Annotated in this window: 19 protein-coding genes and 1 tRNA gene; 12 read left to right on the plus strand and 8 right to left on the minus strand. The window is 56.1% G+C overall.

Annotated features, from left to right (window positions below; genetic code table 11):
• Positions 1 to 94 precede the first annotated feature (94 nt).
• The 3 genes from CSTAT_RS11145 (at position 95) to CSTAT_RS11155 (ending at position 2,633) form a co-directional block, all read left to right on the plus strand.
• Positions 95 to 1,609, plus strand: coding sequence for an MFS transporter (locus tag CSTAT_RS11145; protein ID WP_075723522.1), 1,515 nt, complete (start codon positions 95 to 97; stop codon positions 1,607 to 1,609).
• The gene (locus CSTAT_RS11150) at positions 1,596 to 2,129 is read left to right on the plus strand and encodes a TetR/AcrR family transcriptional regulator (protein WP_066796307.1); all 534 of its coding nucleotides are present in this window, start codon (positions 1,596 to 1,598) and stop codon (positions 2,127 to 2,129) included. Before CSTAT_RS11145 ends, CSTAT_RS11150 begins: the two co-directional genes overlap by 14 nt.
• A 276-nt stretch (positions 2,130 to 2,405) precedes the next feature.
• Complete coding sequence (locus CSTAT_RS11155) at positions 2,406 to 2,633, plus strand: hypothetical protein (RefSeq protein ID WP_156845124.1); 228 nt, start codon at positions 2,406 to 2,408, stop codon at positions 2,631 to 2,633.
• A gap of 158 nt (positions 2,634 to 2,791) precedes the next feature.
• Here the strand turns inward: CSTAT_RS11155 and CSTAT_RS11160 are convergent.
• Positions 2,792 to 2,864 (minus strand) — tRNA-Thr (locus CSTAT_RS11160).
• Positions 2,865 to 3,159: 295 nt separating this feature from the next.
• Between CSTAT_RS11160 and thrE the strand changes: the two genes are divergently transcribed.
• From thrE to otsB, 5 genes are all read left to right on the plus strand, one after another.
• Positions 3,160 to 4,977, plus strand: a complete 1,818-nt coding sequence (gene thrE, locus CSTAT_RS11165; protein ID WP_419186567.1) for a threonine/serine exporter ThrE — start codon at positions 3,160 to 3,162, stop codon at positions 4,975 to 4,977.
• An 80-nt stretch (positions 4,978 to 5,057) separates the two neighbouring features.
• Positions 5,058 to 5,408: a hypothetical protein gene (locus CSTAT_RS11170; RefSeq protein ID WP_066796322.1), complete on the plus strand. Its 351-nt coding sequence runs from the start codon at positions 5,058 to 5,060 to the stop codon at positions 5,406 to 5,408.
• A 45-nt stretch (positions 5,409 to 5,453) separates the two neighbouring features.
• Complete coding sequence (locus tag CSTAT_RS11175) at positions 5,454 to 6,962, plus strand: alpha,alpha-trehalose-phosphate synthase (UDP-forming) (protein WP_075723524.1); 1,509 nt, start codon at positions 5,454 to 5,456, stop codon at positions 6,960 to 6,962.
• A gap of 14 nt (positions 6,963 to 6,976) precedes the next feature.
• A complete protein-coding gene (locus tag CSTAT_RS11180) occupies positions 6,977 to 7,507 on the plus strand; it encodes a hypothetical protein (RefSeq protein ID WP_066796328.1) in 531 nt (176 codons plus the stop codon).
• Between the two features lie 40 nt (positions 7,508 to 7,547).
• Positions 7,548 to 8,342, plus strand: coding sequence for a trehalose-phosphatase (gene otsB / locus CSTAT_RS11185; protein WP_075723525.1), 795 nt, complete (start codon positions 7,548 to 7,550; stop codon positions 8,340 to 8,342).
• 12 nt (positions 8,343 to 8,354) lie between these two features.
• On the opposite strand, the gene CSTAT_RS11190 is transcribed toward otsB, so the two are convergent.
• The gene (locus CSTAT_RS11190; RefSeq protein WP_075723526.1) at positions 8,355 to 9,473 is read right to left on the minus strand and encodes a LacI family DNA-binding transcriptional regulator; all 1,119 of its coding nucleotides are present in this window, start codon (positions 9,471 to 9,473) and stop codon (positions 8,355 to 8,357) included.
• Between the two features lie 159 nt (positions 9,474 to 9,632).
• Between CSTAT_RS11190 and CSTAT_RS11195 the strand changes: the two genes are divergently transcribed.
• Genes CSTAT_RS11195 through CSTAT_RS11210 form a run of 4 tightly spaced genes read left to right on the plus strand, consistent with a single transcriptional unit; the run spans position 9,633 to position 13,260 of the window.
• Positions 9,633 to 10,700 (plus strand): metal ABC transporter solute-binding protein, Zn/Mn family, encoded by a 1,068-nt coding sequence (locus tag CSTAT_RS11195; RefSeq protein WP_075723527.1) that lies wholly within the window; start codon positions 9,633 to 9,635, stop codon positions 10,698 to 10,700.
• A 57-nt stretch (positions 10,701 to 10,757) separates the two neighbouring features.
• Positions 10,758 to 11,459, plus strand: coding sequence for a metal ABC transporter ATP-binding protein (locus CSTAT_RS11200; RefSeq protein ID WP_075723528.1), 702 nt, complete (start codon positions 10,758 to 10,760; stop codon positions 11,457 to 11,459).
• Positions 11,459 to 12,427 (plus strand): metal ABC transporter permease, encoded by a 969-nt coding sequence (locus CSTAT_RS11205; protein WP_075723529.1) that lies wholly within the window; start codon positions 11,459 to 11,461, stop codon positions 12,425 to 12,427. Before CSTAT_RS11200 ends, CSTAT_RS11205 begins: the two co-directional genes overlap by 1 nt.
• An 11-nt stretch (positions 12,428 to 12,438) precedes the next feature.
• Positions 12,439 to 13,260, plus strand: coding sequence for a CE1 family esterase (locus CSTAT_RS11210; RefSeq protein ID WP_075723530.1), 822 nt, complete (start codon positions 12,439 to 12,441; stop codon positions 13,258 to 13,260).
• A 93-nt stretch (positions 13,261 to 13,353) separates the two neighbouring features.
• Here the strand turns inward: CSTAT_RS11210 and CSTAT_RS11215 are convergent, their stop codons facing one another.
• From CSTAT_RS11215 to ispF, 6 genes are all read right to left on the minus strand, one after another.
• Complete coding sequence (locus CSTAT_RS11215) at positions 13,354 to 14,484, minus strand: HNH endonuclease signature motif containing protein (RefSeq protein ID WP_156845125.1); 1,131 nt, start codon at positions 14,482 to 14,484, stop codon at positions 13,354 to 13,356.
• Between the two features lie 161 nt (positions 14,485 to 14,645).
• On the minus strand, positions 14,646 to 15,602 hold the full coding sequence (rlmB, locus tag CSTAT_RS11220; RefSeq protein ID WP_066796347.1) for a 23S rRNA (guanosine(2251)-2'-O)-methyltransferase RlmB: 957 nt from the start codon (positions 15,600 to 15,602) through the stop codon (positions 14,646 to 14,648).
• A 24-nt stretch (positions 15,603 to 15,626) separates the two neighbouring features.
• On the minus strand, positions 15,627 to 17,015 hold the full coding sequence (gene cysS, locus CSTAT_RS11225) for a cysteine--tRNA ligase (protein WP_075723532.1): 1,389 nt from the start codon (positions 17,013 to 17,015) through the stop codon (positions 15,627 to 15,629).
• A gap of 55 nt (positions 17,016 to 17,070) precedes the next feature.
• Complete coding sequence (gene nagB / locus CSTAT_RS11230; protein ID WP_075723533.1) at positions 17,071 to 17,835, minus strand: glucosamine-6-phosphate deaminase; 765 nt, start codon at positions 17,833 to 17,835, stop codon at positions 17,071 to 17,073.
• A gap of 129 nt (positions 17,836 to 17,964) precedes the next feature.
• The gene (gene nagE / locus CSTAT_RS11235) at positions 17,965 to 20,097 is read right to left on the minus strand and encodes an N-acetylglucosamine-specific PTS transporter subunit IIBC (protein ID WP_075723534.1); all 2,133 of its coding nucleotides are present in this window, start codon (positions 20,095 to 20,097) and stop codon (positions 17,965 to 17,967) included.
• 130 nt (positions 20,098 to 20,227) lie between these two features.
• Positions 20,228 to 20,716, minus strand: a complete 489-nt coding sequence (gene ispF, locus CSTAT_RS11240) for a 2-C-methyl-D-erythritol 2,4-cyclodiphosphate synthase (RefSeq protein ID WP_075723535.1) — start codon at positions 20,714 to 20,716, stop codon at positions 20,228 to 20,230.
• Positions 20,717 to 20,722: the final 6 nt, after the last annotated feature.

Here is a 20,722-nt window from a genome sequence, read left to right on the forward strand (position 1 = left end):
CTTAATCCTCGCCAGTTTATTCGGCTGTGATTTTTGCAACCTACTAATTTCCCCCGATTGTTACTATACCGAACGTGCGTTACAGTAACCGACCATGACGATAGGACATAACGCACGCCTGAGGAACGCACGCAAAGAATTCGATAGCAACTCCACACCAGCTCAACGCTGGTCTTTTTTCGCTGCAATCTCTTTAGGCTTACTAATGATTGGGCTGGATAACTCCATCCTCTTCACCGCGCTGCCAACTCTGACGGAGGAAATCCACGCGGGTGAAACCCAGCAACTGTGGATCATCAACGCCTATCCTTTGGTCCTCGCCGGACTGCTCCTGGGCACCGGCACACTCGGCGATAAAATCGGCCACCGCCGCATGTTTACCACCGGCCTGTTGGTCTTCGGCGTGGCATCGTTAGCCGCGGCGTTCTCCCCTACTCCGGCCTTTTTGATTGGTGCCCGCGCTACCTTAGGACTAGGTGCGGCTGTCATGATGCCCGCGACCTTGGCGCTGATTCGCCTGACCTTCAAAGACGAACAAGAACGCAACACCGCGATTGGCATTTGGGGCGCAGTTGCCGTGGTCGGCGCAGCGGCCGGTCCCGTCGTCGGTGGCGCCTTACTGGAAGTCTGGTGGTGGGGCTCCGTATTTTTGATCAACGTGCCCATCGTGGTCATCGCTATCATGGCAACGACCCTGCTGGCACCACCGAATATGCCTAACCCCACCAAGCATTGGGACCTCATTTCCTCGATCTTTGCGTTGGTTACGCTCACGGGCCTGACGCTGGCGATTAAAGAACTGGCCAACCCCAACCGTTCGTGGATTCTGGTTGCTGCGGCTTTCATCGCCTGTGTCATCGGCGGATTCTTGTTCACCCGTCGCCAAAACCGCCTCGAAGAGCCTTTGCTGACCTTCGATATTTTCCGCAACCGCCTCTTCCTCGGTGGTGTCATCGCCGCTTCCGGCGCCATGTTTATCATGGCTGGGCTGGAAATGATTACGGCGCAAAAGCTGCAGCTTGCCGATGATTTCAGCCCCTTCCACGCCGGCATCATCGTCGCGGCCGCAGCGATTGCTGCTTTGCCGATGTCTGCATTGGGCGGTGCGAACCTGCACCGCGTGGGCTTCTTGCCGCTTATCTCCGGTGGCTTCATGCTCGCTACCATCGGCACAGGCTTAGCGGTGTGGTCGACGCACGCAGATTCAGTTCCGCTTTTGATTGCCGGTCTGCTCTTCTTAGGTGCTGGTGCGGGTTCCATCATGTCCGTATCATCCATCGCGATTATCGGCTCAGTGCCAATGCACCGCTCCGGTATGGCTGCGGGTGTCGAAGAAGTCTCCTATGAATTTGGCACTCTATTGTCCGTTGCTTTCGTCGGTTCGCTGACGCCAGCCTTGTACTTGAGCAATCTGCCCACGCATCTTCGCCACATGGGTACGGAGGCGCTGCACGGTGGCCTTGGCCATGCGGATGCATCGACCGCGTATGCTTCTGCCTACGGCACCACCGTGGGATGTGTGGCTGTGCTTGCATTAGTTCTCACCATCGTCACGTTCTGGTGTTTCCGCGACAACCCGAAATCAGGAGGAAACGGTGGCGCGCACTAGCAAGAAGGAAGTAGCGCTGCGAGCAGCCCTAAAGATCATTGAATGCGATGGCATTCCCGCGTTGACCTATGAGTCACTTGCAGAAGCAACCGGGATGTCTAAATCAGGGCTGATCTATCACTTCCCCTCCCGTCACGAGATGCTCATCGACATCCACGCCTGGTCAGCCCAGCGCTGGGAGGAAGAGCTCGTTGATATCGCTGGCGCGCCCTATGGAGAACTCGATGCCAAGCAGCGCCTGCGCGCAGTCGTGCTTTCTTTGGGCAAAAATGACCCATTGGTGGAGCTGATCTTGAGCATCCACACCAAAACCCATGAAGACTTCGCGCAACAATGGGTGCCAGTAGAATCCCGCTGGATGCCCGATGCTTCAGATCCCGAGCTCGACCCAGAGATACTTGAAATTTCCTTCATCGCTCACGGGCTGTGGGTCTACGACCACATCTCACAACGCACGATTTCAGCAGCTAATCGTAAACGTCTAGTGGACAGCCTCCTCAACCGTATCGCGGCGGTATAGTCGAAAATCACGACTTATCGTGGGGAAAATCTCATGGCACGGTATAAATCCATCGCTATCGTCGCGGCAGTGCTGACCTTGGCTACGCGCTTGGGCACATCACGACGATCGCAATGCTCTCAGGTGAGGCCAACGTCCTGCTATTCCTGTGCAACACCGTGGGTCTAGTTATGGGCTCAGGAATCTTGTGGGCATCGATGAGTGTTGGGGGGCGGGCGAATAGCAGGACCACGCCTTTGGCGCAGCATTCTGGCCGGTACCGTCATTATCTTTGCCATGCTGGCTATTCATTACGCCTTTGGTTTTCTCATTGGCGTCTTCGACAACCAGGTCTTCAACAGCAATGCTTTATGGATGTACGGCTCTTTCATCACCGGCCCCATCCTCGGGCTAGTCGGCGGACTTTCCCACAAGATCCCGTGGCTGCTTTTGATTGTTCCGCTTGGCCTTATCGCCGAACCTTTTGTCATTAACAGCATCCCGGGCATGGACTTTCTCCCCTAGCCCACCATCTGGGCCGGTTGGGTTTCCGGTGCTCTGCTCATCGCACTCGGCATCGCCCTCGCCATTTGCCTGTGGAAGGTTGTCATCCAGCCGCAAGCATCTCGGGCTAAATAGATGAAATTACCCCCGGTAGGTTTTATGCCTACCAGGGGTTTCGGAGCTGAAGACGAGACTTGAACTCGCAACCTACGCATTACAAGTGCGTTGCGCTACCAATTGCGCCACTTCAGCAGTGCCTACCTAGATTACAACACCGTCTGGATAAACTTCCAAATAGGTGAATATGCAGCGGAAAAACATGCGTTGACTCGGTAATATGCACGAAGTACATTCCGGGATTAAAGTGCAGTAAAGAAATCGTGTAATACAACTGTGCGCAGTGTAAATTTCGAAAAAGTTTCATGTCATTCATTAACACTGGTGTAGAGGAAGTTCGTTGTCTGTATTTAAGTCTTTAAAGGCACGCCTGTCCAAGAAAGCCACCCCAGAAAACTCCACCGAAGATTCTTCGGCCGGCTCAAATGTGATGAATGAAGACTCCACTGTGCACGGCATTTTGACTGGCGAGTTTCCCGAGGGATTCCGCAACACTGATCACGTCGCCACGGTCGATACAGCGATGGCGGCACCACCGCCCTCACCGCTGGCACCAGTTGATCTGACAGACCCGGCGCAGGTAACCGGCGTGATGGAAATTGCCGCACGTATCGGGGAGATTTTGATCTTTTCGGGCAGCTCTAATTCCGATGCCCGCGCGCAGGTGTATCTTGCCGCAGCTTCCTACGGTTTGCACTACTGCCACGTCGATATCGTCATGAATACGGTTACCATCCACACTAATATCGGCACGGGTGCCAAGCGCCAGCCGCTAACGGTGGTGCGTTCCGCACGCAAGTGGACGATCAACTTCACCAAGCTATCAGCGGTTGACCGCCTGATTCGTTCCATCCACACGGGTTTCACTCCGCCATCGGTTGCAGAACAAGCTTTGGATGATATCGAAGCCATGAAATCGCCGCGCACTATCTTCACGGAGCTGCTCGGTTGGGCGACTATGGGTGGAGCCTTTTCGGTCATGCTGGGCGGCAATGTGTTTGTTGCCATGATGTCTTTCTTCGTTGCCTTTGCCATCATCGGTGTCATCATCGCGATGGAAATGATGCGAATTCCACCCTTTTATCACAACATCGTCGGCGGTTTTATGGCCGTGGTTCCAGCTGCGGTCGTATACAACATTGCTTCGTCGCTGGGATTAGCTTTCTCACCTAGCCAGGTTATCGGTATGGGCATCATCGTCTTGGTTGCCGGACTCACGCTCGTACAATCGATTATCGATGGCATCACGAGAGCACCGGTTACTTCCACCGCACGATTCTTTGAAGCCCTGCTTTCGACCGCCGCGATTGTCGGCGGTGTCGGTTTAGGCATTCAGTTTTCGGATTGGATTGGCTACCCGCTACCACCGTTGGCGTCGATGTCGGCGCCCGTGTACTACGAGGTTCCGCTCTTGGTCCTTGCGGGCGGAATCGGCTCCGCCGCACTAGCCTATGCTTGCCACGCGGCGTGGAAAGAAGTGCTGATTTCCGGCGCAACAGCTGCAGCCGGCATGCTCTTTTACTACTTCGTCGTGATTCCTTTTGGCGCCGGTGTCGTGGTGGCCTCCGGCATCTCCGCCATCGTGGTGGGACTTGCCGGTGGCCTTTTGGCTCGCCGTTTCCACATTCCACCGCTGATCACCATGGTCGTGGGCTACACGCCGATGCTTCCTGGCTTGACGTTGTACCGAGGCATGTACGCCTCATTGAATGAACAATTCATCACGGGCATGGCCAACCTCGTCACGGCCCTAGCAATCGCCGGTGCCCTAGCTGCCGGCGTGCTCCTAGGTGAACGCGGTGCACGTCGCCTGCGCAGGCCGAAACACTTCCGTCCGTACACAGCTTTCAAGCGCATCGGCCGGTACTCGGTAAACCAAGCTAAGGATTTGGCTGCGAAGGCACAGAAGATTCCCCGCGTGCCGCTCGCACCGTTGGCGCCGCGCGCTAACCGCCCGGAGCTTCCACCGATTCAAGGTCCAGCCACAGCTCCTGAGGACACCAGCGCGGTTTATGCAGATGCCTCACCGACTTCGCAGTGGGAAGTGCAAACCAATGACCGAGTATTCGATGAAACTTGGCCGCCACGCACGACCTTCCCTGCACAAAGCTGGCCGGATGAAGAAGCACCAACGGTGTACACCTCACCTGGTACCGAAGAGTTCATCGCGCAGCACGCAGCTGCCGATGAAGCTAAGGCCGCCGAGGAAGAGCAGGGCGAGGCGACTTCAGACGAGGAAATGCGGTAGAATATTCGGTCTGTACCCTACTCACGGTTGATTATCATCTTTCCTTGGATGAGCCCAGGGAACGCATTTAGGAGGAACACGTGCCACCAAAGGTCACTGACACACAGCCAGCAGCGGAGCAGATGCATGCTGTGGAGGAAGAGACCGCGCGCTCAGCTCGCCGCGTCGTCGCAACCTATGCTCAAGATTTCTTGGACGGCGTTACTTTGATGTCCATGCTGGGCGTTGAGCCAGAAGGTTTGGTTCACAAGAAGGTACTCGCTGAGCAGGTAGAATCCGAGCCTAAGACCACCCGCAAGAAGGCAACGAAAAAAGCTACCAAGAAGACCGCTGCAAAAAAGGCTACTAAGAAGACTACGAAAAAAGCGACCAAAAAGACTGCAGCTAAAAAGAGCACGAAGAAAACTACTGCGAAGAAGACTTCAAGCTAGTTTCATAAATTCCAGCAGATACCATCTTGAGGAGCCTTTGAGCGCATGAGCGAGACAGCCCCCGACAGTGCGGACGGCAATGTGGATAGCAATGTAGCCACAGGCACCGGAGACAACAGCTTTGTTGTTGTTGCCAACCGACTCCCCGTCGACATGATTATTGAATCCGACGGCACAAAGTCATGGCAAGAATCACCGGGCGGTCTCGTTTCTGCGGTATCTCCCGTCTTGGAAAAGCACCAGGGCTGCTGGGTGGGCTGGCCCGGGGTTACCGATGAAGCCCCCGAGCCTTTCCGCACGGAACGTGGAGTGCTCCTGCATCCAGTTGAGCTGACTCAGCATGACTTTGAGGAATTCTACGAAGGTTTCTCCAACGCCACCTTGTGGCCCCTATACCACAATCTGATTGTTACCCCGGAGTTCAACCGCTCCTGGTGGGACGCTTATCGCGACGTCAACTTGCGTTTTGCCACCGAAGTTGCAACGGTCGCAGCACCTGGTGCGACCGTGTGGGTGCAGGATTACCAACTGCAACTTGTCCCGGGAATCCTGCGTCAGCTGCGGCCTGATCTCACAATCGGGTTCTTCCTGCATATCCCCTTCCCACCGCCTGAAATCTACCGGCAGCTTCCGTGGCGCAATGAGATGTTGCGCGGGCTTCTCGATGCCGACCTCATCGGCTTTCATCTGGAATCCAACGTGCGCAACTTTGTTGAATTGTGCCGCGGCTACGACATAGAAGTCAGCGGCGAGATTAAAGTGCGCGAAGCTGGAATCACCATTACCTTGCCGAATGGTCATTCTTTAGGCGTTGGGGTATTTCCAATCTCTATCGATACTTCCGCGATCGCTGCGACTCTAGCAGCAGATACCCACCATGAATCCCATGGTGAGCTCGAGCAGATGCATCACAATATGGGCTCACCTTCCACGGTGTTTTTAGGTGTAGACCGTTTGGATTACACCAAGGGCATCTTGCAGCGACTTCTGGCTTTTGAAGAGTTGCTGGATTCAGGTGCTTTGGATCCAAAAGAAGTAGCGTTAGTGCAGCTGGCGACGCCCTCGCGTGAGCGCATCGATAGCTATCGCACCACCCGTTCCAATGTGGAAGAAGCGGTGGGCCGCATCAATGGCCGCTTTTCGCAGATTGGTCGGCCAGTGGTGCACTACCAGCACCGTTCGGTGACCAAAGATGTGCTAATGCGCTATTACCGTCTAGCTGATGTCATGCTGGTGACGCCGTTTCGGGATGGCATGAACTTGGTGGCAAAGGAATTCGTCGCCACGCGTGCAGATTCCTCCGGTGCATTAGTCCTGTCCGAATTTGCCGGCGCAGCTGATGAATTAACCCAGGCGCATTTGTGCAACCCTTTTGATATCGAGGACATCAAAAAGGCCATGCTGCAGGCTACTTGGGGTTTGAAGAATAACCCTGAAGCTATGAAAGAGCGCATGTCCGCGATGTATAACCAAGTCATGGAACATGATGTTGACCTGTGGGCGAATGCCTTTTTGGGAGCCCTGGGAGCACTCGAACAAAAGCACTCGGTATAAGTTTAAGTAGGACCATGAAGAAATCTTTTGCTGGATGCCTCGCGGCCACCGCGCTGATCGTAGCTGGGTGCAGCACCCCAGATGGCGCTCCCCCGCAGCCGCTTGGCGATGACCGCGTCGGCGGCAAGACCTGGCAAGCCATCGGTGTGTACACCTCACCTGAGACCAACGGCGCGATTTCAGAAAACACACTATCCGTTCCGCGCGTGGTCTTCGGGGAAACATCCATGCTTGGCTCCACCGGCTGTGAACAATTCTCCGCCGAGGTCACCTACTTCAACGATGCTTCCGACTCCGCGAACCCAGACCCGACTGAGCTGCGCAAGGCCGATGCCGTGCGCATTGATTCCATCGTCTTCGATACCGAAGGTGAGACTGGCAGCATGGAATGCACAGGTGAGATGCTGTGGACGCACAATAATCTTTCGCGTCTCTACGCTCAGGGCAACGAATTCGATATCACCGTTGATAAAAACAACCAGCTGATTTTGACGCTGCAGGACGGACGCGTCGATTCCCCGGCGATTCGCTATATCGGGCTGTAGATACTCACCAGACAAAGTTAGCGTGGGTAATCTTGTACCCATGTCTGACTTTCCTTGTGATTTTCGTGATTCGGCCCGGGTGGAAGAAATCATCGATAAGCTAGCGTCCACGCCGCGGCTATTTGTGGTCTCCGATTTTGATGGCACTCTTGCCGAGCACTCGACGGATATCTACGGTGTCCCTGTCAATCAGTACTCCATCGCAGCGCTTTCCGCCTTTGCGAAGCTTCCTGATACCTTCGCTGCTGCGTTATCAGGGCGCCACCTTGAAGGTCTCAAGCGAGTCTTTCCGCTGCGCGCACCAGTGATGCTGGCCGGTTCGCACGGTGCTGAGACCGAAGGTGAAGATAGCGCACTGACCGAAGACATGAAGGCTTTTTTGGACCGCGTGGATGACGAGCTCAACGCCATTGCTGCGGACTACGAGGAAGCTTTTGTGGAGCAAAAGCCCTTCCACCGTGGACTGCACGTCAAGGCTTTGTCTGAGCGCGACCCGCAAGCCGCCGAGGAAGCGCTCGCACGCGGGCTAGAAGTAGACCCCGGCGACTACTTCGTTTCCACCGGCAAGAACTTAGTGGAGTTCTCCGCCACCACGGCCAACAAGGGCACGTGGATTGAATCGCACCGCACGACTGTCGATGCCACTGCCGTGGTATTTCTTGGCGATGACGTCACCGACGAGGACGGCTTCGCTGTACTGAATCAGCCCACTGACTTGGGCGTCAAAGTCGGCCACGGCGACACCGCAGCACACCTCCGCGTTGCCGATATCGACGAAGTAGCTACTTTTTTGCAGGCTCTACTGAAAGCCCGACAAGAATTTCTCGCCGACTAACTAGCTCGCACGCTAGTGGCGTGGGCGGGCAATCGTCTTGCCCGGCGCGAGTTGGGTCTTCAACAGCACGCGCAGTGGCTTTCCGTCTTCGCTAGTGGGATAGGCAAGGTTGGCGACGGAGGCATCGATAAGCTCGGCGAGCATCCGGCCCGCTTCGGCGCCTTTATTGAAGTTGGGTTGAATCACTGTGGTCAATCCACGCAGGCGAGCGGATTCGATACCGTCGAAGCCGGTCACCGAAAGATCCCCAGGAATGGGAATTCCTTGGCGCTCCGCGAAGTCCAAGACACCCAGCGCCATGGAGTCTGTTGTGCACAGCACTGCGGTTAATTCCGGGTTATTGCTCAGCAGTTCCTCTGCCGCTTCCCGCGCCGTGTCGCGGGTGTTGATGTGGCGAGTGACCACGGGAATCTTATCCGCATCGATACCGGCATCGGCGAAGACTTTTAACGCTCCCTGCACGCGCAGGCGCTGAGTATCAAACTCTGCTGCGGCGAGGTTCCCTCGGTCCACCGCGCCGTCCAAGCGTTCATGGCGCAGACGAATGGATAGGATGCCGACTTTGGTATGGCCGGCATCGACGAGCGCTTGCGCCGCCGGAGCAATCGCTGTGAAATCATCAATGCCAACAAAAGGCTGCCCGGTATCGCGTGGCTGGTCACAGACCACCACCGGCAGGCCGCGGTTTCTAGCGGCGGCTAGATACGGGTCATCGCCGCCGACGGAATAGACCACAAAACCATCCACAACCGCGCGGCCCAAAAGTTCCTCCGCGCCGGTCCCTTCAGCAGTATCTGGGCCTGCCGGAATCAACGTCAACGTGCTATTTTTACCCGCTAGCCCTTGCGCCATACCTGCTAAAAAATCCACCGAAGCAGCATCTTCGAAGGCATAGGACAAATCCTCCGTCAGCACTACACCAATGGAGCCCACACGACGCGTACGTAGACTCCTGGCCATCGGGTCCGGCCCCGAATAGCCATGCGCGCGAGCAGCCGTCAAGATGCGCTCGCGCAGCTCAGGAGAGAGCTGATCGGGACGGTTATAAGCATTAGAAACAGTCGTTCGCGAGACCCCTAATTCTGCCGCGAGGGAAGCAAGAGTTTTACGAACCGGACTGCGTTTAACCATGCCCTACACCTTACCGCTCCCACGTAGTTTTACTTCATGATTATGCAGCCGTGGAATGAATGGCCTTAGCACTGCGTTTGAAATATAGGTTTAACCCTTAAGCCATTTTCATTTCATTTTCAGTTGACAATTGTTTTCAATAAGGCAATTATAGAAATTATGCATTTACAGACTTCTCATAAAGCTTCCCGCACTCACCGCGGCCGACGTGTAGCTTTAGCTGCACTAAGCATCGGCGCGCTCGCCTTTGCATCGGCTTGCTCAACGGCATCTTCTGATGAAGCATCTGACAACGGATCAGAAGGCAGCAACGGCTCTGACACCCTGAACATTGTCACTTCGGCATCTATTTGGGGCGATATTGCACAGTCGGTTGCCGACTCAGCGGAAGGCGCGGATGTAGAAGTCACCTCCATTGTTGAAGGCAACAACATGGACCCGCACCACTTTGAACCGACCGCTGCGGACCTGGCACGCGCGGCTGAAGCCGACGTGATTGTTGTGGGCGGCGGCGGATATGACGCCTGGCTCTACGACACCATCGAAGACCAAGACAAGATCATCCACGCCCTGCCGCTGACCGCGCACAGTCACGACCACGGTGAGGAAGGCGAAGAAGGTCACGACCACGACCACGGAGAAGAATCTGCGGAAGCGGAAGAAGCCCATGATCACGACCATGAGCATAACCATGGCGAGGAGGGCCACTCGCATGAGGTCTCGTCCATCGATGGCAATGAGCACATCTGGTACGACCCAACCGCGGTGATGGAAGTAGCGCACGAGATTGCTGAGCACATCAACGAGGTCAACCCAGATGCGCAGGCAAGCGATGAAGAAGTAGTAAACAAGATCTCTGACTTGGATTCACGCCTGCACGCACTGCCTGATGTTACTTATACACAGACCGAGCCGATTGCGGACTACATGCTGGCACACACCGAGATGACTGATGCAACGCCAGAAGGCTACCGCCATGCAACGCTCAGCCACGGTGAACCAGCAGCCGCAGACTTGGCAGCCTTTATCGATGAGCTTAAAGCCGGCGACGTGGATGTGTTGATCTACAACCCGCAGACCCAAACCGATATGACCTCACGGATTCGCACCACCGCGGAAGATGAAGGCATTCAGATTATCGAGATCGGTGAGACTCCCCCGGATAACCAAAACTTCTTTGAATACTTTGAAGAAGTCGTATCCAATCTCGAATCCCTCGAAGCGTAAGATGGTTGGGCTTGTGCATTACCAAAGATGCAAGCCCAACCATCCTTTTGGAGTTTGATGTTAGTTTCTTTTAGCCAGGCAGCCGTTGACCCTTTGTGGTCAGGGCTGGATTTGGAAGTAAAACCTGGCGAGTTCATCGCTGTCTTGGGCCCCAACGGCGTGGGTAAATCCACGCTGCTGGGAACCATCTTGGGCACGCGCCAACTCACCGGCGGAAAGCTGGATGTTAATGCACGCATCGGCTATATCCCGCAGCAGCGTATGTTTGCCCAGCAGCTACCTCTGCGGGCACGTGATTTGGTGTCATTGTCGTTGGCACACGGGGTCATCGGAAAGCGAAGGCCGTCTAAAGCGCAAGTCGATGAGCTTTTGGCCGAAGTCGGCGCCGGAGGAATTGCAGATCGCCGGGTTGGTCAACTTTCCGGCGGGCAGCAGCAGTTAGTACGTCAGGCGCAGGCCTTGGCCAATGATCCGCAGGTAATTCTTGCCGATGAACCCCTGCTCTCGCTGGATCCTGCACGGCAGGCGATGACCATCGACAGGCTGCAGAAACGCCGCCACGACAAGGGCACCGCGACCATTTTTGTCACCCACGGCATCAATCCGGTACTCGACGTCGTCTCCCGGGTGCTGTATCTCGCGCCGCACGGACATGTGCTGGGTTCGGTGGAAGAAGTCATGCGCACCGAGGTGCTCTCGGAGCTCTACGGCGCAAGTGTCAAGGTATTAAATGTCGATGGAAGGATTATTGTCGCCTAATGGATTTTCAGACTTTCCTCGACGATACCGGCTACTTGCTGTCGGTTGACTTCGTGCAGCAGGCGCTGATTGCGTGTGCTTTGCTCGGCGTGCTCTCTGGCGTGATGACGTCGTTGGTGGTGCTGCGGCAGATGTCATTTTCGGTCCATGCCACCTCCGAGCTGGCTCTCATGGGTGCGGCTGCGGCGCTGCTTTTCGGCCTTAATATCGGCTGGGGTGCCATCGCCGGTGCGATTGGCGCCGCTATCGTGTTAGCCGTCCTGGGATTTAGAGGCCAGCAAGACAGCGCCATTGGCGTGGTCATGAGCTTCGGCCTGGGGCTTTCCGTGCTTTTCCTGCACCTGTATCCCGGCAACCCGACTGCGGCAATGACTTTGCTGACCGGGCAAATCGTTGGTGTCTCCAGCGCTTCGGTATGGCTGTTGGCGCTAACTACCATCGTTGTCGTAGCCGCAGTCGTGCTCTTTTGGCGCCCGATGCTCTTCGCATCCGCCGACCCAGTCATGGCGCAGGCCTCCGGCATTCCTATCCGCGCGATTTCTGTACTTTTCGCGGTGCTGGTTGGTCTAGCTGCCGCGCAATCCGTGCAGATTGTCGGCGCGCTGTTGGTCATGGCCTTGCTGATTACCCCGGGTGCGGCAGCCGTGCAGATTACCTCTTCACCGCTGAAGACCGTGCTGTGGTCTGTCATCTTTGCCGAAGTCGCTGCGGTCGGGGGCCTGATTTTATCTCTGGCACCAGGGTTGCCGGTTTCGGTTTTTGTCACCACCATCTCTTTTGCGATTTACCTCGTGTGCCGCGCGGTCGGGGTGCTCAAGAACCGCCGTGCCGTGCGCGACGATATTGCTGCGAAACGCGATAAGGAAGAATTCGCCGCGACCGTCTCCCCGCGGATGGGCAACGCGGATCCTTCACAAATTCATCACACCAGCCACCATGATGAGCACTGCGATCATGTTGATGATTAAGCTTTTATCTCATGGAACAACGCCGGATCACATTTCAAGACACCGAACGCCGCTACGTTCTTATTCCGCCGGAGAACCCCGAAGACGGCCCGCAGGATCTGCTGCTGGTCTTTCACGGTTCTTTGCAGTCGCCGAATGTGATCCGACGTTTTACTGATTTCACCTTTGATGCTCTGGCTAGCTGCAACACTATCGTTGCCTATCCCGGTGGAATCAAGAACCACTTCAATGATGCCCGCAAGCACCTGCCGGAGGTCACGCGTGAGCTGGGCACTGACGATGTTGGTTTTACCCACGCAATCATTGATGAGCTGAGGCAAAAGTTCAACATTGGCCGGATCTTCGCCTGCGGGTATTCCAATGGTGGGCAGATGGTGCTGCGCTTGCTTTTCGATGCCCCCGGGCTTCTCTCCGGGGCCGCCTTATTTGCCGCAACTTTGGCTGCTGGCGAGAACCTCGCCCCAACTAATCCGGTCGAGGCCTATCAGCCCACGCCGTTGTTGATGATTCACGGCACCTTGGATGACAAGGCGCCTTATGAGGGCGGCATGGCCGGTATTCACGCCAAGCGCACCCGCGGCGAGGTCCTCTCAGCGCCTGCTACTGGCGCCTACTTTGCCGAGCGCAACGGCGCTGGCGCACCGCAGACTAGCAATCCTTACCCCGATGTAGAAATTACAACCTGGCCGGGTGACAACCGCGTGGAGCTGTGGACTGTGCAAGACATGGGCCATGTTGTGCCTTCTGGAAAAGAACTCGACCCCCGCTTGGGAAAGAACACTGATTCTTTCACCGCAGCAGAGGTCGTAGCGGAATTCTTCGAGCTAACCTAGCCCTTCCGGTTTTGCGCATGACTAATTAGCAGGTGTGCCGCGCCTTTTTGGGGCGCACCTACTTCATGGGTGTGGAAGCACTGGTCGAGGCGATTAGATGAGGTCCATCGCCCCCATGCTGCTCACGTGGTGGGTGTTGCCCACAAGTTTTCCGCCTGGGGTGTGCAGGCGGACTTTACCGCGGTGTCGGCGCATCCTGCCGCGCTTGGGTTTACCCGGACTTGGTCGTTTCCGTTTCTTGCGCGGGCCGTCATCGTCATTGACACCGTTGTGATACTTGCACAGCATCGTCAGATTCGATGGCTTGGTATGCCCACCGTGTTTGTGTGCGTCGATGTGGTGGACCTGGCATCTATCGGCTGGTACGTTGCAGTCTGGCCACGGGCACACCAGGTTTTCCGCCATGGCCAAGGTGCGCAGCTTCTCTGATGCGAAACGGGCTTCGTAGAGATTCACCGGGCCGGCGGTGGGGTGGAAAAGACCGACATAGAGCTTGTCACCAAGGGAGCCGGCCATCGCAGCGTTGATGAATTCAGCGCGCGTCATGGTCGTGCCGTCGGATAAAGCAACAATGACGTCCTCGCCTTTGCCGCAGGAAACTTTCGCGAAATCATCAAGACCAATAGCAATCACAGTGCGGTATTCCGGCTTGATAAGCCCAGTGCCGTTGCCTTCGATTAAATCCCAGAAGGGTTCTAACAAGGCTTCGGAACGAGGTCGGTCATTATCGTTTTCGACAGCGGCGTCAAGCGTCTTTTCTAAATCGGTAATACGACGTTGGGTATCGGTAATACTAATGGTGCGCAGGCCATCAATGACTCGGCCGACACGTACGCCCGGTTTCTTCTTGGTGTCGCCGCCTTCTTCCCTGACGCGCTTTTTCGCGTAGGCTTCGACTTCCTCGAGGCTGCCTTCGCGAGCGATAAGTTCGGCGCGCAGTTTCCAGGCGGCGCCGCGGGCTTTAAGCTTCTTCGCGTGCTTGTTTATCATCAACAAGTGATTGACGCTGAGCTGACGCTCTTCGGCGAGAGCTACCGCTTCGCGTTGGATGCGTGGGGAGTCGCACGGGCTAAAAAGCGTGCTTGCGAGGCGGGTGTAGTTTTTGGCTAAGGAAATTTCAATGCCGTCATCGGCTAAGTCATAGGGTGAGTATTCAGCGCACAGCCGGAGGAATCCGATGCCGTTGCTGGTGAGAAGCTTGAAGGCTTTCATTAATGGGTCCATGACTTCGACACTAAAAGCCTATGCAAGTCTTGGCTAGTGCAACAAGAAAAACCTGTGGATAACTACGTTGACACGTCACGCAGACGGTCAAGTTATCCACAGGCGAGGCATTTTAGCCCTGGGAAAGCCGGTTCGGCTTTCTAAGGCTTGTGCAAGAAGCTTTAGCTTTCTTGTGCGGCGACGCGGCGCTGGCGGGCGAACTCCGAGAGAACCGCGCCGGCGGCGACAGAAGCGTTGAGGGATTCTACCCAGCTGGTCATTGGGATGGACATGATAACGTCGCAGTTTTCTTTGACCAAACGCGAGATGCCCTTGCCTTCAGAACCGATGACAATAACAACTGGGTCTTTGCCGCCCTTGTAGGTATCCAGCGTGTGCTCACCGCCGGCATCCAGACCAACGACCTGGTAGCCGTTCTTCTGGAATTCCTGCACGGTGCGGGTCATGTTGGTCTCACGCGCAACGGGCAGACGCGCTGCGGTACCCGCGGAGGTACGCCATGCTACTGCGGTCACGGATGCTGAGCGACGCTCTGGGATAATCACGCCATCGCCGCCGAAAGCAGCAACGGAGCGGATAACCGCGCCTAAGTTACGTGGGTCGGTGATGTTGTCCAAGATAACGAACATGCCTGGTTCTGGCTTGTCGGCTGCCCGCGCAATCAAGTCATGCACATCGGCGTACTTGTACGGCGGAATCTGCAAGCCAATGCCCTGGTGCATGCCGTTGCCGGTCATCTGATCCATGGCGTGGCGCTGTACTTCCAAGATAGGAAGGTTGCGCGCATTCGCGATGGCTACGGCTTCGGACAGGCGTTCATCGTTACGCGTGCCCTGCACGATGTAGAGGCTGGTTGCAGGAACCTTCGCGTGCAGGCACTCGATGACCGGGTTGCGGCCAACGACCATCTCCGCGGTTTCCTTCTCGTGGCGTCCGGAGTCGCGGCGTTGGCGCTGCAGCTTCGCCTTGTGCTTAGCGTGGTAAACGCGGTCCTCTGCCTTTGGCGTAGGCCCCTTGCCTTCAAGCCCTTTGCGGCGCTGGCCGCCGGTGCCTTTCACAGCACCCTTCTTATTGGTTTTACGGGGACCTGCGCCGCCGCGGCCGTGAGTACGTGCCATAGTGTGTTTCTCCTTAAAGGTGGTTTAATTCAGCGACCACTTAGCGCCATCAGCAGAATCAGTCACCGTAATTCCTGCTTCAGCGAGACGATCGCGGACTTCATCAGCAACAGCCCAGTTCTTTTCTGCACGAGCTTGAGCGCGACGTGCAAGTTCAGCCTGAACCAAAACATCTAACGCCTCCAAAGCCGCGGAATCATCAGATTCACCGGCTCCCCACTGATTACTCAATGGGTCAAAACCTAAAATCTCAGCCATGCGGCGAACGGATTCAGCAAGCTTTTGTGCAGTCTGCTCATCGGAAGCAGAAAGGGCCTTATTGCCCTCACGAACAGCAACGTGAATTTCCGCCAGAGCCTTCGGAACAGAGAAGTCATCATTCATGGCCTTCTCAAAACCTTCGGTCCACTGACCTAATTCCACGTTGTCAAAGCGTGCTAGGAACTCCTCGATGCGACGGTAGCCTGCGGCTGCCTCGGTCAACGCACCTTCGGAGTACTCCAGAACAGAGCGATAATGTGCAGAACCAAGATAATAGCGCAATTCTTGCGGACGAACTATATCGAGCAAATTATCTACCGCTAAAACATTGCCCAAAGATTTCGACATCTTCTCGCCAGCCATGGTTACCCAGTGGTTGTGCATCCAGAAATTAGCAAAATCATCGCCAGCCGCGTGCGACTGCGCAATCTCATTCTCGTGGTGCGGGAACTGCAAGTCCAAGCCACCGCCGTGGATGTCAAAGCTCGAGCCTAAGTAGTAGGTCGACATCGCCGAGCACTCCAGGTGCCAACCAGGACGTCCTTCGCCCCAAGGGGTTGGCCAGGAAGGCTCGCCTGGTTTGGCGGCTTTCCACAGCGCGAAGTCTTGGGGCCTGCGTTTGCCCACGACATCGGTTTCGCCTTGTTCCATTTCTTCGACGCGGTTGCCAGACAGGGAGCCGTAGTCGGAGCCTTCGGCGTTTACCCAGGCAGCGACATCAAAGTAGACAGAGCCTTCCGCTTCATAGGCAAAGCCGCGGTCAATAAGGCGCTGCATGTAATCCACCATCTGGGTAACAAAGCCAGTGGCGCGTGGCTCTACCGAAGGCGGCAGCACACCAAGGGTGTTATAAGCCTTGGTAAATTCACGCTCGTAGGTAGAAACCCACTCCCACCACGGGCGGTTGTGCTCGGCAGCCTTATTTAAAATCTTGTCATCGATGTCGGTGACATTGCGGACAAAAGCGACATCTAGGCCTTGGGCGGAAAGCCAGCGGCGCACAATATCAAAGGCCACGCCGGAGCGCAGGTGGCCGATGTGCGGCTTGGCTTGTGGGGTGGCACCACACAAGTAGATCGAAACATGGCCGGGCCTAATCGGCTCAAAATCGCGCAACGAACGGGTAGCGGTGTCATAAATTCGTAGGTTCACCAGTCCTAGTCTACCGGCGTTGTTCCGGATTACTCAGGCACTACGCGCAAAGAAGCTACTGCGGTTTATTCTGCTGGATGAACTTGTAATAATCCACGTTGTTCAATCTGCTGGCGGCCGCTTCATCGACGATAACGGTGGCATGTGGGTGGATCTGCAGGACTGAAGCAGGACACGCGGCACTTAAGGGGCCTTCAACCAACTGCGCTACAGCATGAGCTTTGTGCTCACCGGTTGCGATGAGCACGAGCTGCCCGGCGCGCTGGATAGTGCCCAGTCCTTGGGTGACCACGTGGATGGGGACTTCGTCGAGGGAATTAAAAAAGCGTGCGTTATCCGCCACGGTCTGCGGATGCAAGGTCTTCATCCGCGTCAATGACGACAAGGAGCTAGCTGGTTCGTTAAAGCCGACGTGTCCGTTGGTGCCGATGCCGAGCAGCTGCACATCAATGCCACCTGCGTCCACGATGGCTTGTTCATATCCAGCACATGCGGCAGGGACATCGTCGGCTAGGCCGTTAGGGATATGAACATCCGCCGGATCAATATCCACGTGATCAGAAAACTCATCGTGGATCACGCGGTAATAGCTTTGCTCATGCTCGATAGGCAGGCCAACGTATTCATCGAGCGCAAACATCGTGCAGCCGGCAAAACTGACTTCGCCGGCTTTATGGCGGCGGATAAGTTCCTGATAGGTCAGCAACGGAGTCGATCCGGTTGCAACTCCCAAGACGCCGCCGTCATTGGCGTAGCCTTGGAGAATATCCGCTGCCTGCACAGCGACATCATGCGGTGAGTCGCAGACGATGATTTCCATTTAGGCTTCCCCTTGCTTCAATTCCTGCGTGTTCAATACCGTGGCTTCGATACCTTCTTCATAATACGGCTGCGCGCCATTGTATAGCGCACAGCCCGCCGTTAGGAGCTCTCTAGTGCTACCGCAGCGCTACTTCAGTGCCACCTCTGCGGCGACAGAGCCCTTCCCCTGCGCCAGGTGAACCGAAGATGTTTGAGTCTTCGTCGGCATCACTACCGCGATGGTGAGATCGACACCTTGGGCACGCAAAGCCTTGGCATCTACGCGCACGATAGGCTGGCCAGTTTCTACAAATTGGCCTTGTTCCACCAAGCGCGTGAATCCTTCGCCTTTGAGTTTGACCGTATCGAAGCCAATATGGACGAGCACTTCTAGACCAGCACTGGTGGTAAGCGAGAATGCGTGGTTGGTCTTGAACACCATGTCGAGCTTGCCCGATGCCGGCGCACAGACATCAAAGACGGCAGCCGTGCTGGCTGGAACCAAGGCGAAGCCATCGCCGATGGACTTGGAAGCAAAGGCATCATCGGATACACCCTCGAGTGCTATCACTTGGCCGACGGTGGGTTTGGAAAGCTCTACCGTCGTGCCGGTTAGGACGGCTGTGGCCGGCTGATCGAGTTCGGAGGCAGGGCGCTCCCCGATAAGCTCAGCATCCGCGCCGGATTGAGCCAGCAAGCGTGCGACTTCGTCATAGACAAACTGGACTTTGGTGCCCACGATGACTTGGATCGATTGCTTTGTCGGTCGCACCATACCGGAGGCGGCGGCTTTGCGGATGAGGGATTCATCGACAAGCGAAGCGTCGTGAACGTGTGTGCGCAGCCTGGTGGAGCAATAGTCGATGGAGTCGATGTTGTTCTTGCCGCCAAGCCCCTGAATGATTTGCTCGGCGGTATGGGTATTGGCGTTGTCAGCGCCGCCTTTCGATGCCCCAGGACGCGCGATATCGGTAAAGGCATCGAAGCTCGCACCGCCATCTTCCGATTCATCGTCATCGCGTCCGGGGGTTTTGATGTTAAACAGGCCGATGAGCGCGTAGAAGATGCCGAGGTAGGCGAAGAAGTAGATAACGCCCATCACCAGCAACATCCACCATTGATTGGCCAGCGGGTTTTGCGAGGAGAGCAAGAAGTCCACCGCACCGGCACTAAATCCGAAGCCGGCGGTCCAGCCCATGGCAGAAGCAATCGCCAAAGAGATACCGGTAAGGGTGGCGTGCACCAGGTACAACAGCGGTGCGAGGAACATGAAAGAGAATTCCAGCGGCTCGGTGACACCGGTGAAAAAGGAGGCTACGGCTGCAGCCATCATCAGCGCGCCCACTGCTTTGCGACGTTTCGTCTTTGCACGCAAGTAGATGGCCAGTGCTGCGCCGGGCAGGCCGAACATCATGATTGGAAAGAAACCCGCTTGGTATTGGCCAACCACGCCGATGACTTCACAGGTGGTGCCGTCCCATACGCCAGGGCAGCTGAGCGCGTCAGTGGCGGCAGCAGCGGCGTCGATGGTGACGGGGCCCTCTTGGAATTTGCGAATATCGTCAATGCCCATGACGTCGAACCAGAACACGGAGTTCAGCGCGTGGTGTAGCCCGGTGGGAATGAGCAAGCGGTTGGCAAACCCGTAGAGACCAGCACCGACAGCGCCGAGTCCTTGAATCCAGGCGCCGAAGGAAAAGAGCGCGGAGTAGACCAGCGGCCAGATAATGTACATGATGCCGGCGACGACTGCGGAGAAGATGGAAGATAGAATCGGGACCAAACGCCGGCCGGAGAAGAAGGCGAAGGCATCAGGTAGCTGGGTTTGATAAAAGCGGTTATAAATCCAAGCCGCGAGAATACCAATCATGATGCCGAATAGGACATTGCCGTAGCCAACAGCGTCCCAACCGGATTCGGCCCAGCGCAGTGCTTCATCGCCGGTAAGTTCTGTGGGTTCTATGCCGCGGTAGCCCGCCACGGCTTCCGGTCCAATGAGATTAACCAGCGTGGCAAAGCCGACGAACCCGGCAAGGGCCGCGGCACCACTGTTGTCTCTGGAGAGTCCATAGGCAATGGCAATAGCGAAAATAACGCCTAAGTTATCCAGTACGGCTGCGCCGGTCTTGAGCAGCAGGTCGCCATAGATTACCGCTCCTTCGCCGCCAACTGAGGTAATCCAGTAGCCAATACCCATCATCAGTGCGGCTAGCGGCATGACCGCCACCGCACCCATTAATGCTTTTCCGAGTCGCTGCAGCGGCTCCATGATTTTATCCATTGCGCCAGCGCCCCTTTCTGCTGATGTTGTCACAAAAGCGCGGGCCAGGATCCAAAGCAAGGGTAACCTCGCTCACACTGTGTGCGGTTCGTTTAAACCTAACACGCATGAGCGCTCAAAGCGATGGGTTTTAGGCTTTCCAGACCACAGCCGTAGCGATCGCCGCGCGGCCTTCGCCGCTGCCGGTAAAGCCCATGTGGTCAGTGGTCGTAGCCGAAATAGAGACCGGGGCGCCGAGAATTTCCGACAGCACGTGCTGTGCTTCTTCCCGCCGCGGGCCCATTTTCGGGGTTTGCGCAATCATCTGCGCGGCTGCATTTCCGATGACAAATCCATGCGATTCCAGCAGCTCACGACATTCACGCAACAGACGCTCACCAGAGACATTGTCATATTCTTTACGCCCCACGCCGACGAATGAGCCGAGGTCGCCGAGGTTGGCGGCAGAGAGGAGGGCATCGACAAGCGCATGCGATACCACGTCCCCATCGGAATGCCCTTCGCAGCCTGCAACCCCTTCAAATAACAATCCGGCAATCCAGCAGTCTTTGCCTTTTTCAATCTGGTGGGCATCGAAAGCCGTGCCCACGCGCGGGATAATCGGTTGCGAGGAAGTCATGTTCTT

Source organism: Corynebacterium stationis (genome assembly GCF_001941345.1).
Taxonomy (GTDB): Bacteria; Actinomycetota; Actinomycetes; order Mycobacteriales; family Mycobacteriaceae; genus Corynebacterium; species Corynebacterium stationis.

What these genes read in the sequence shown, in the direction of transcription:
- CSTAT_RS11145 (WP_075723522.1), top strand. Translation starts at nt 95, where the DNA reads ATGACGATAGGACATAACGCACGCCTGAGGAACGCACGCAAAGAATTC.
- CSTAT_RS11155 (WP_156845124.1), top strand. Translation starts at nt 2,406, where the DNA reads ATGCTGGCTATTCATTACGCCTTTGGTTTTCTCATTGGCGTCTTCGAC.
- thrE (WP_419186567.1), top strand. Translation starts at nt 3,160, where the DNA reads ATGAATGAAGACTCCACTGTGCACGGCATTTTGACTGGCGAGTTTCCC.
- CSTAT_RS11175 (WP_075723524.1), top strand. Translation starts at nt 5,454, where the DNA reads ATGAGCGAGACAGCCCCCGACAGTGCGGACGGCAATGTGGATAGCAAT.
- CSTAT_RS11180 (WP_066796328.1), top strand. Translation starts at nt 6,977, where the DNA reads ATGAAGAAATCTTTTGCTGGATGCCTCGCGGCCACCGCGCTGATCGTA.
- otsB (WP_075723525.1), top strand. Translation starts at nt 7,548, where the DNA reads ATGTCTGACTTTCCTTGTGATTTTCGTGATTCGGCCCGGGTGGAAGAA.
- CSTAT_RS11190 (WP_075723526.1), bottom strand. Translation starts at nt 9,473, where the DNA reads ATGGTTAAACGCAGTCCGGTTCGTAAAACTCTTGCTTCCCTCGCGGCA.
- CSTAT_RS11195 (WP_075723527.1), top strand. Translation starts at nt 9,633, where the DNA reads ATGCATTTACAGACTTCTCATAAAGCTTCCCGCACTCACCGCGGCCGA.
- CSTAT_RS11200 (WP_075723528.1), top strand. Translation starts at nt 10,758, where the DNA reads ATGTTAGTTTCTTTTAGCCAGGCAGCCGTTGACCCTTTGTGGTCAGGG.
- CSTAT_RS11205 (WP_075723529.1), top strand. Translation starts at nt 11,459, where the DNA reads ATGGATTTTCAGACTTTCCTCGACGATACCGGCTACTTGCTGTCGGTT.
- CSTAT_RS11210 (WP_075723530.1), top strand. Translation starts at nt 12,439, where the DNA reads ATGGAACAACGCCGGATCACATTTCAAGACACCGAACGCCGCTACGTT.
- CSTAT_RS11215 (WP_156845125.1), bottom strand. Translation starts at nt 14,484, where the DNA reads ATGGACCCATTAATGAAAGCCTTCAAGCTTCTCACCAGCAACGGCATC.
- rlmB (WP_066796347.1), bottom strand. Translation starts at nt 15,602, where the DNA reads ATGGCACGTACTCACGGCCGCGGCGGCGCAGGTCCCCGTAAAACCAAT.
- nagB (WP_075723533.1), bottom strand. Translation starts at nt 17,835, where the DNA reads ATGGAAATCATCGTCTGCGACTCACCGCATGATGTCGCTGTGCAGGCA.
- nagE (WP_075723534.1), bottom strand. Translation starts at nt 20,097, where the DNA reads ATGGATAAAATCATGGAGCCGCTGCAGCGACTCGGAAAAGCATTAATG.
- ispF (WP_075723535.1), bottom strand. Translation starts at nt 20,716, where the DNA reads ATGACTTCCTCGCAACCGATTATCCCGCGCGTGGGCACGGCTTTCGAT.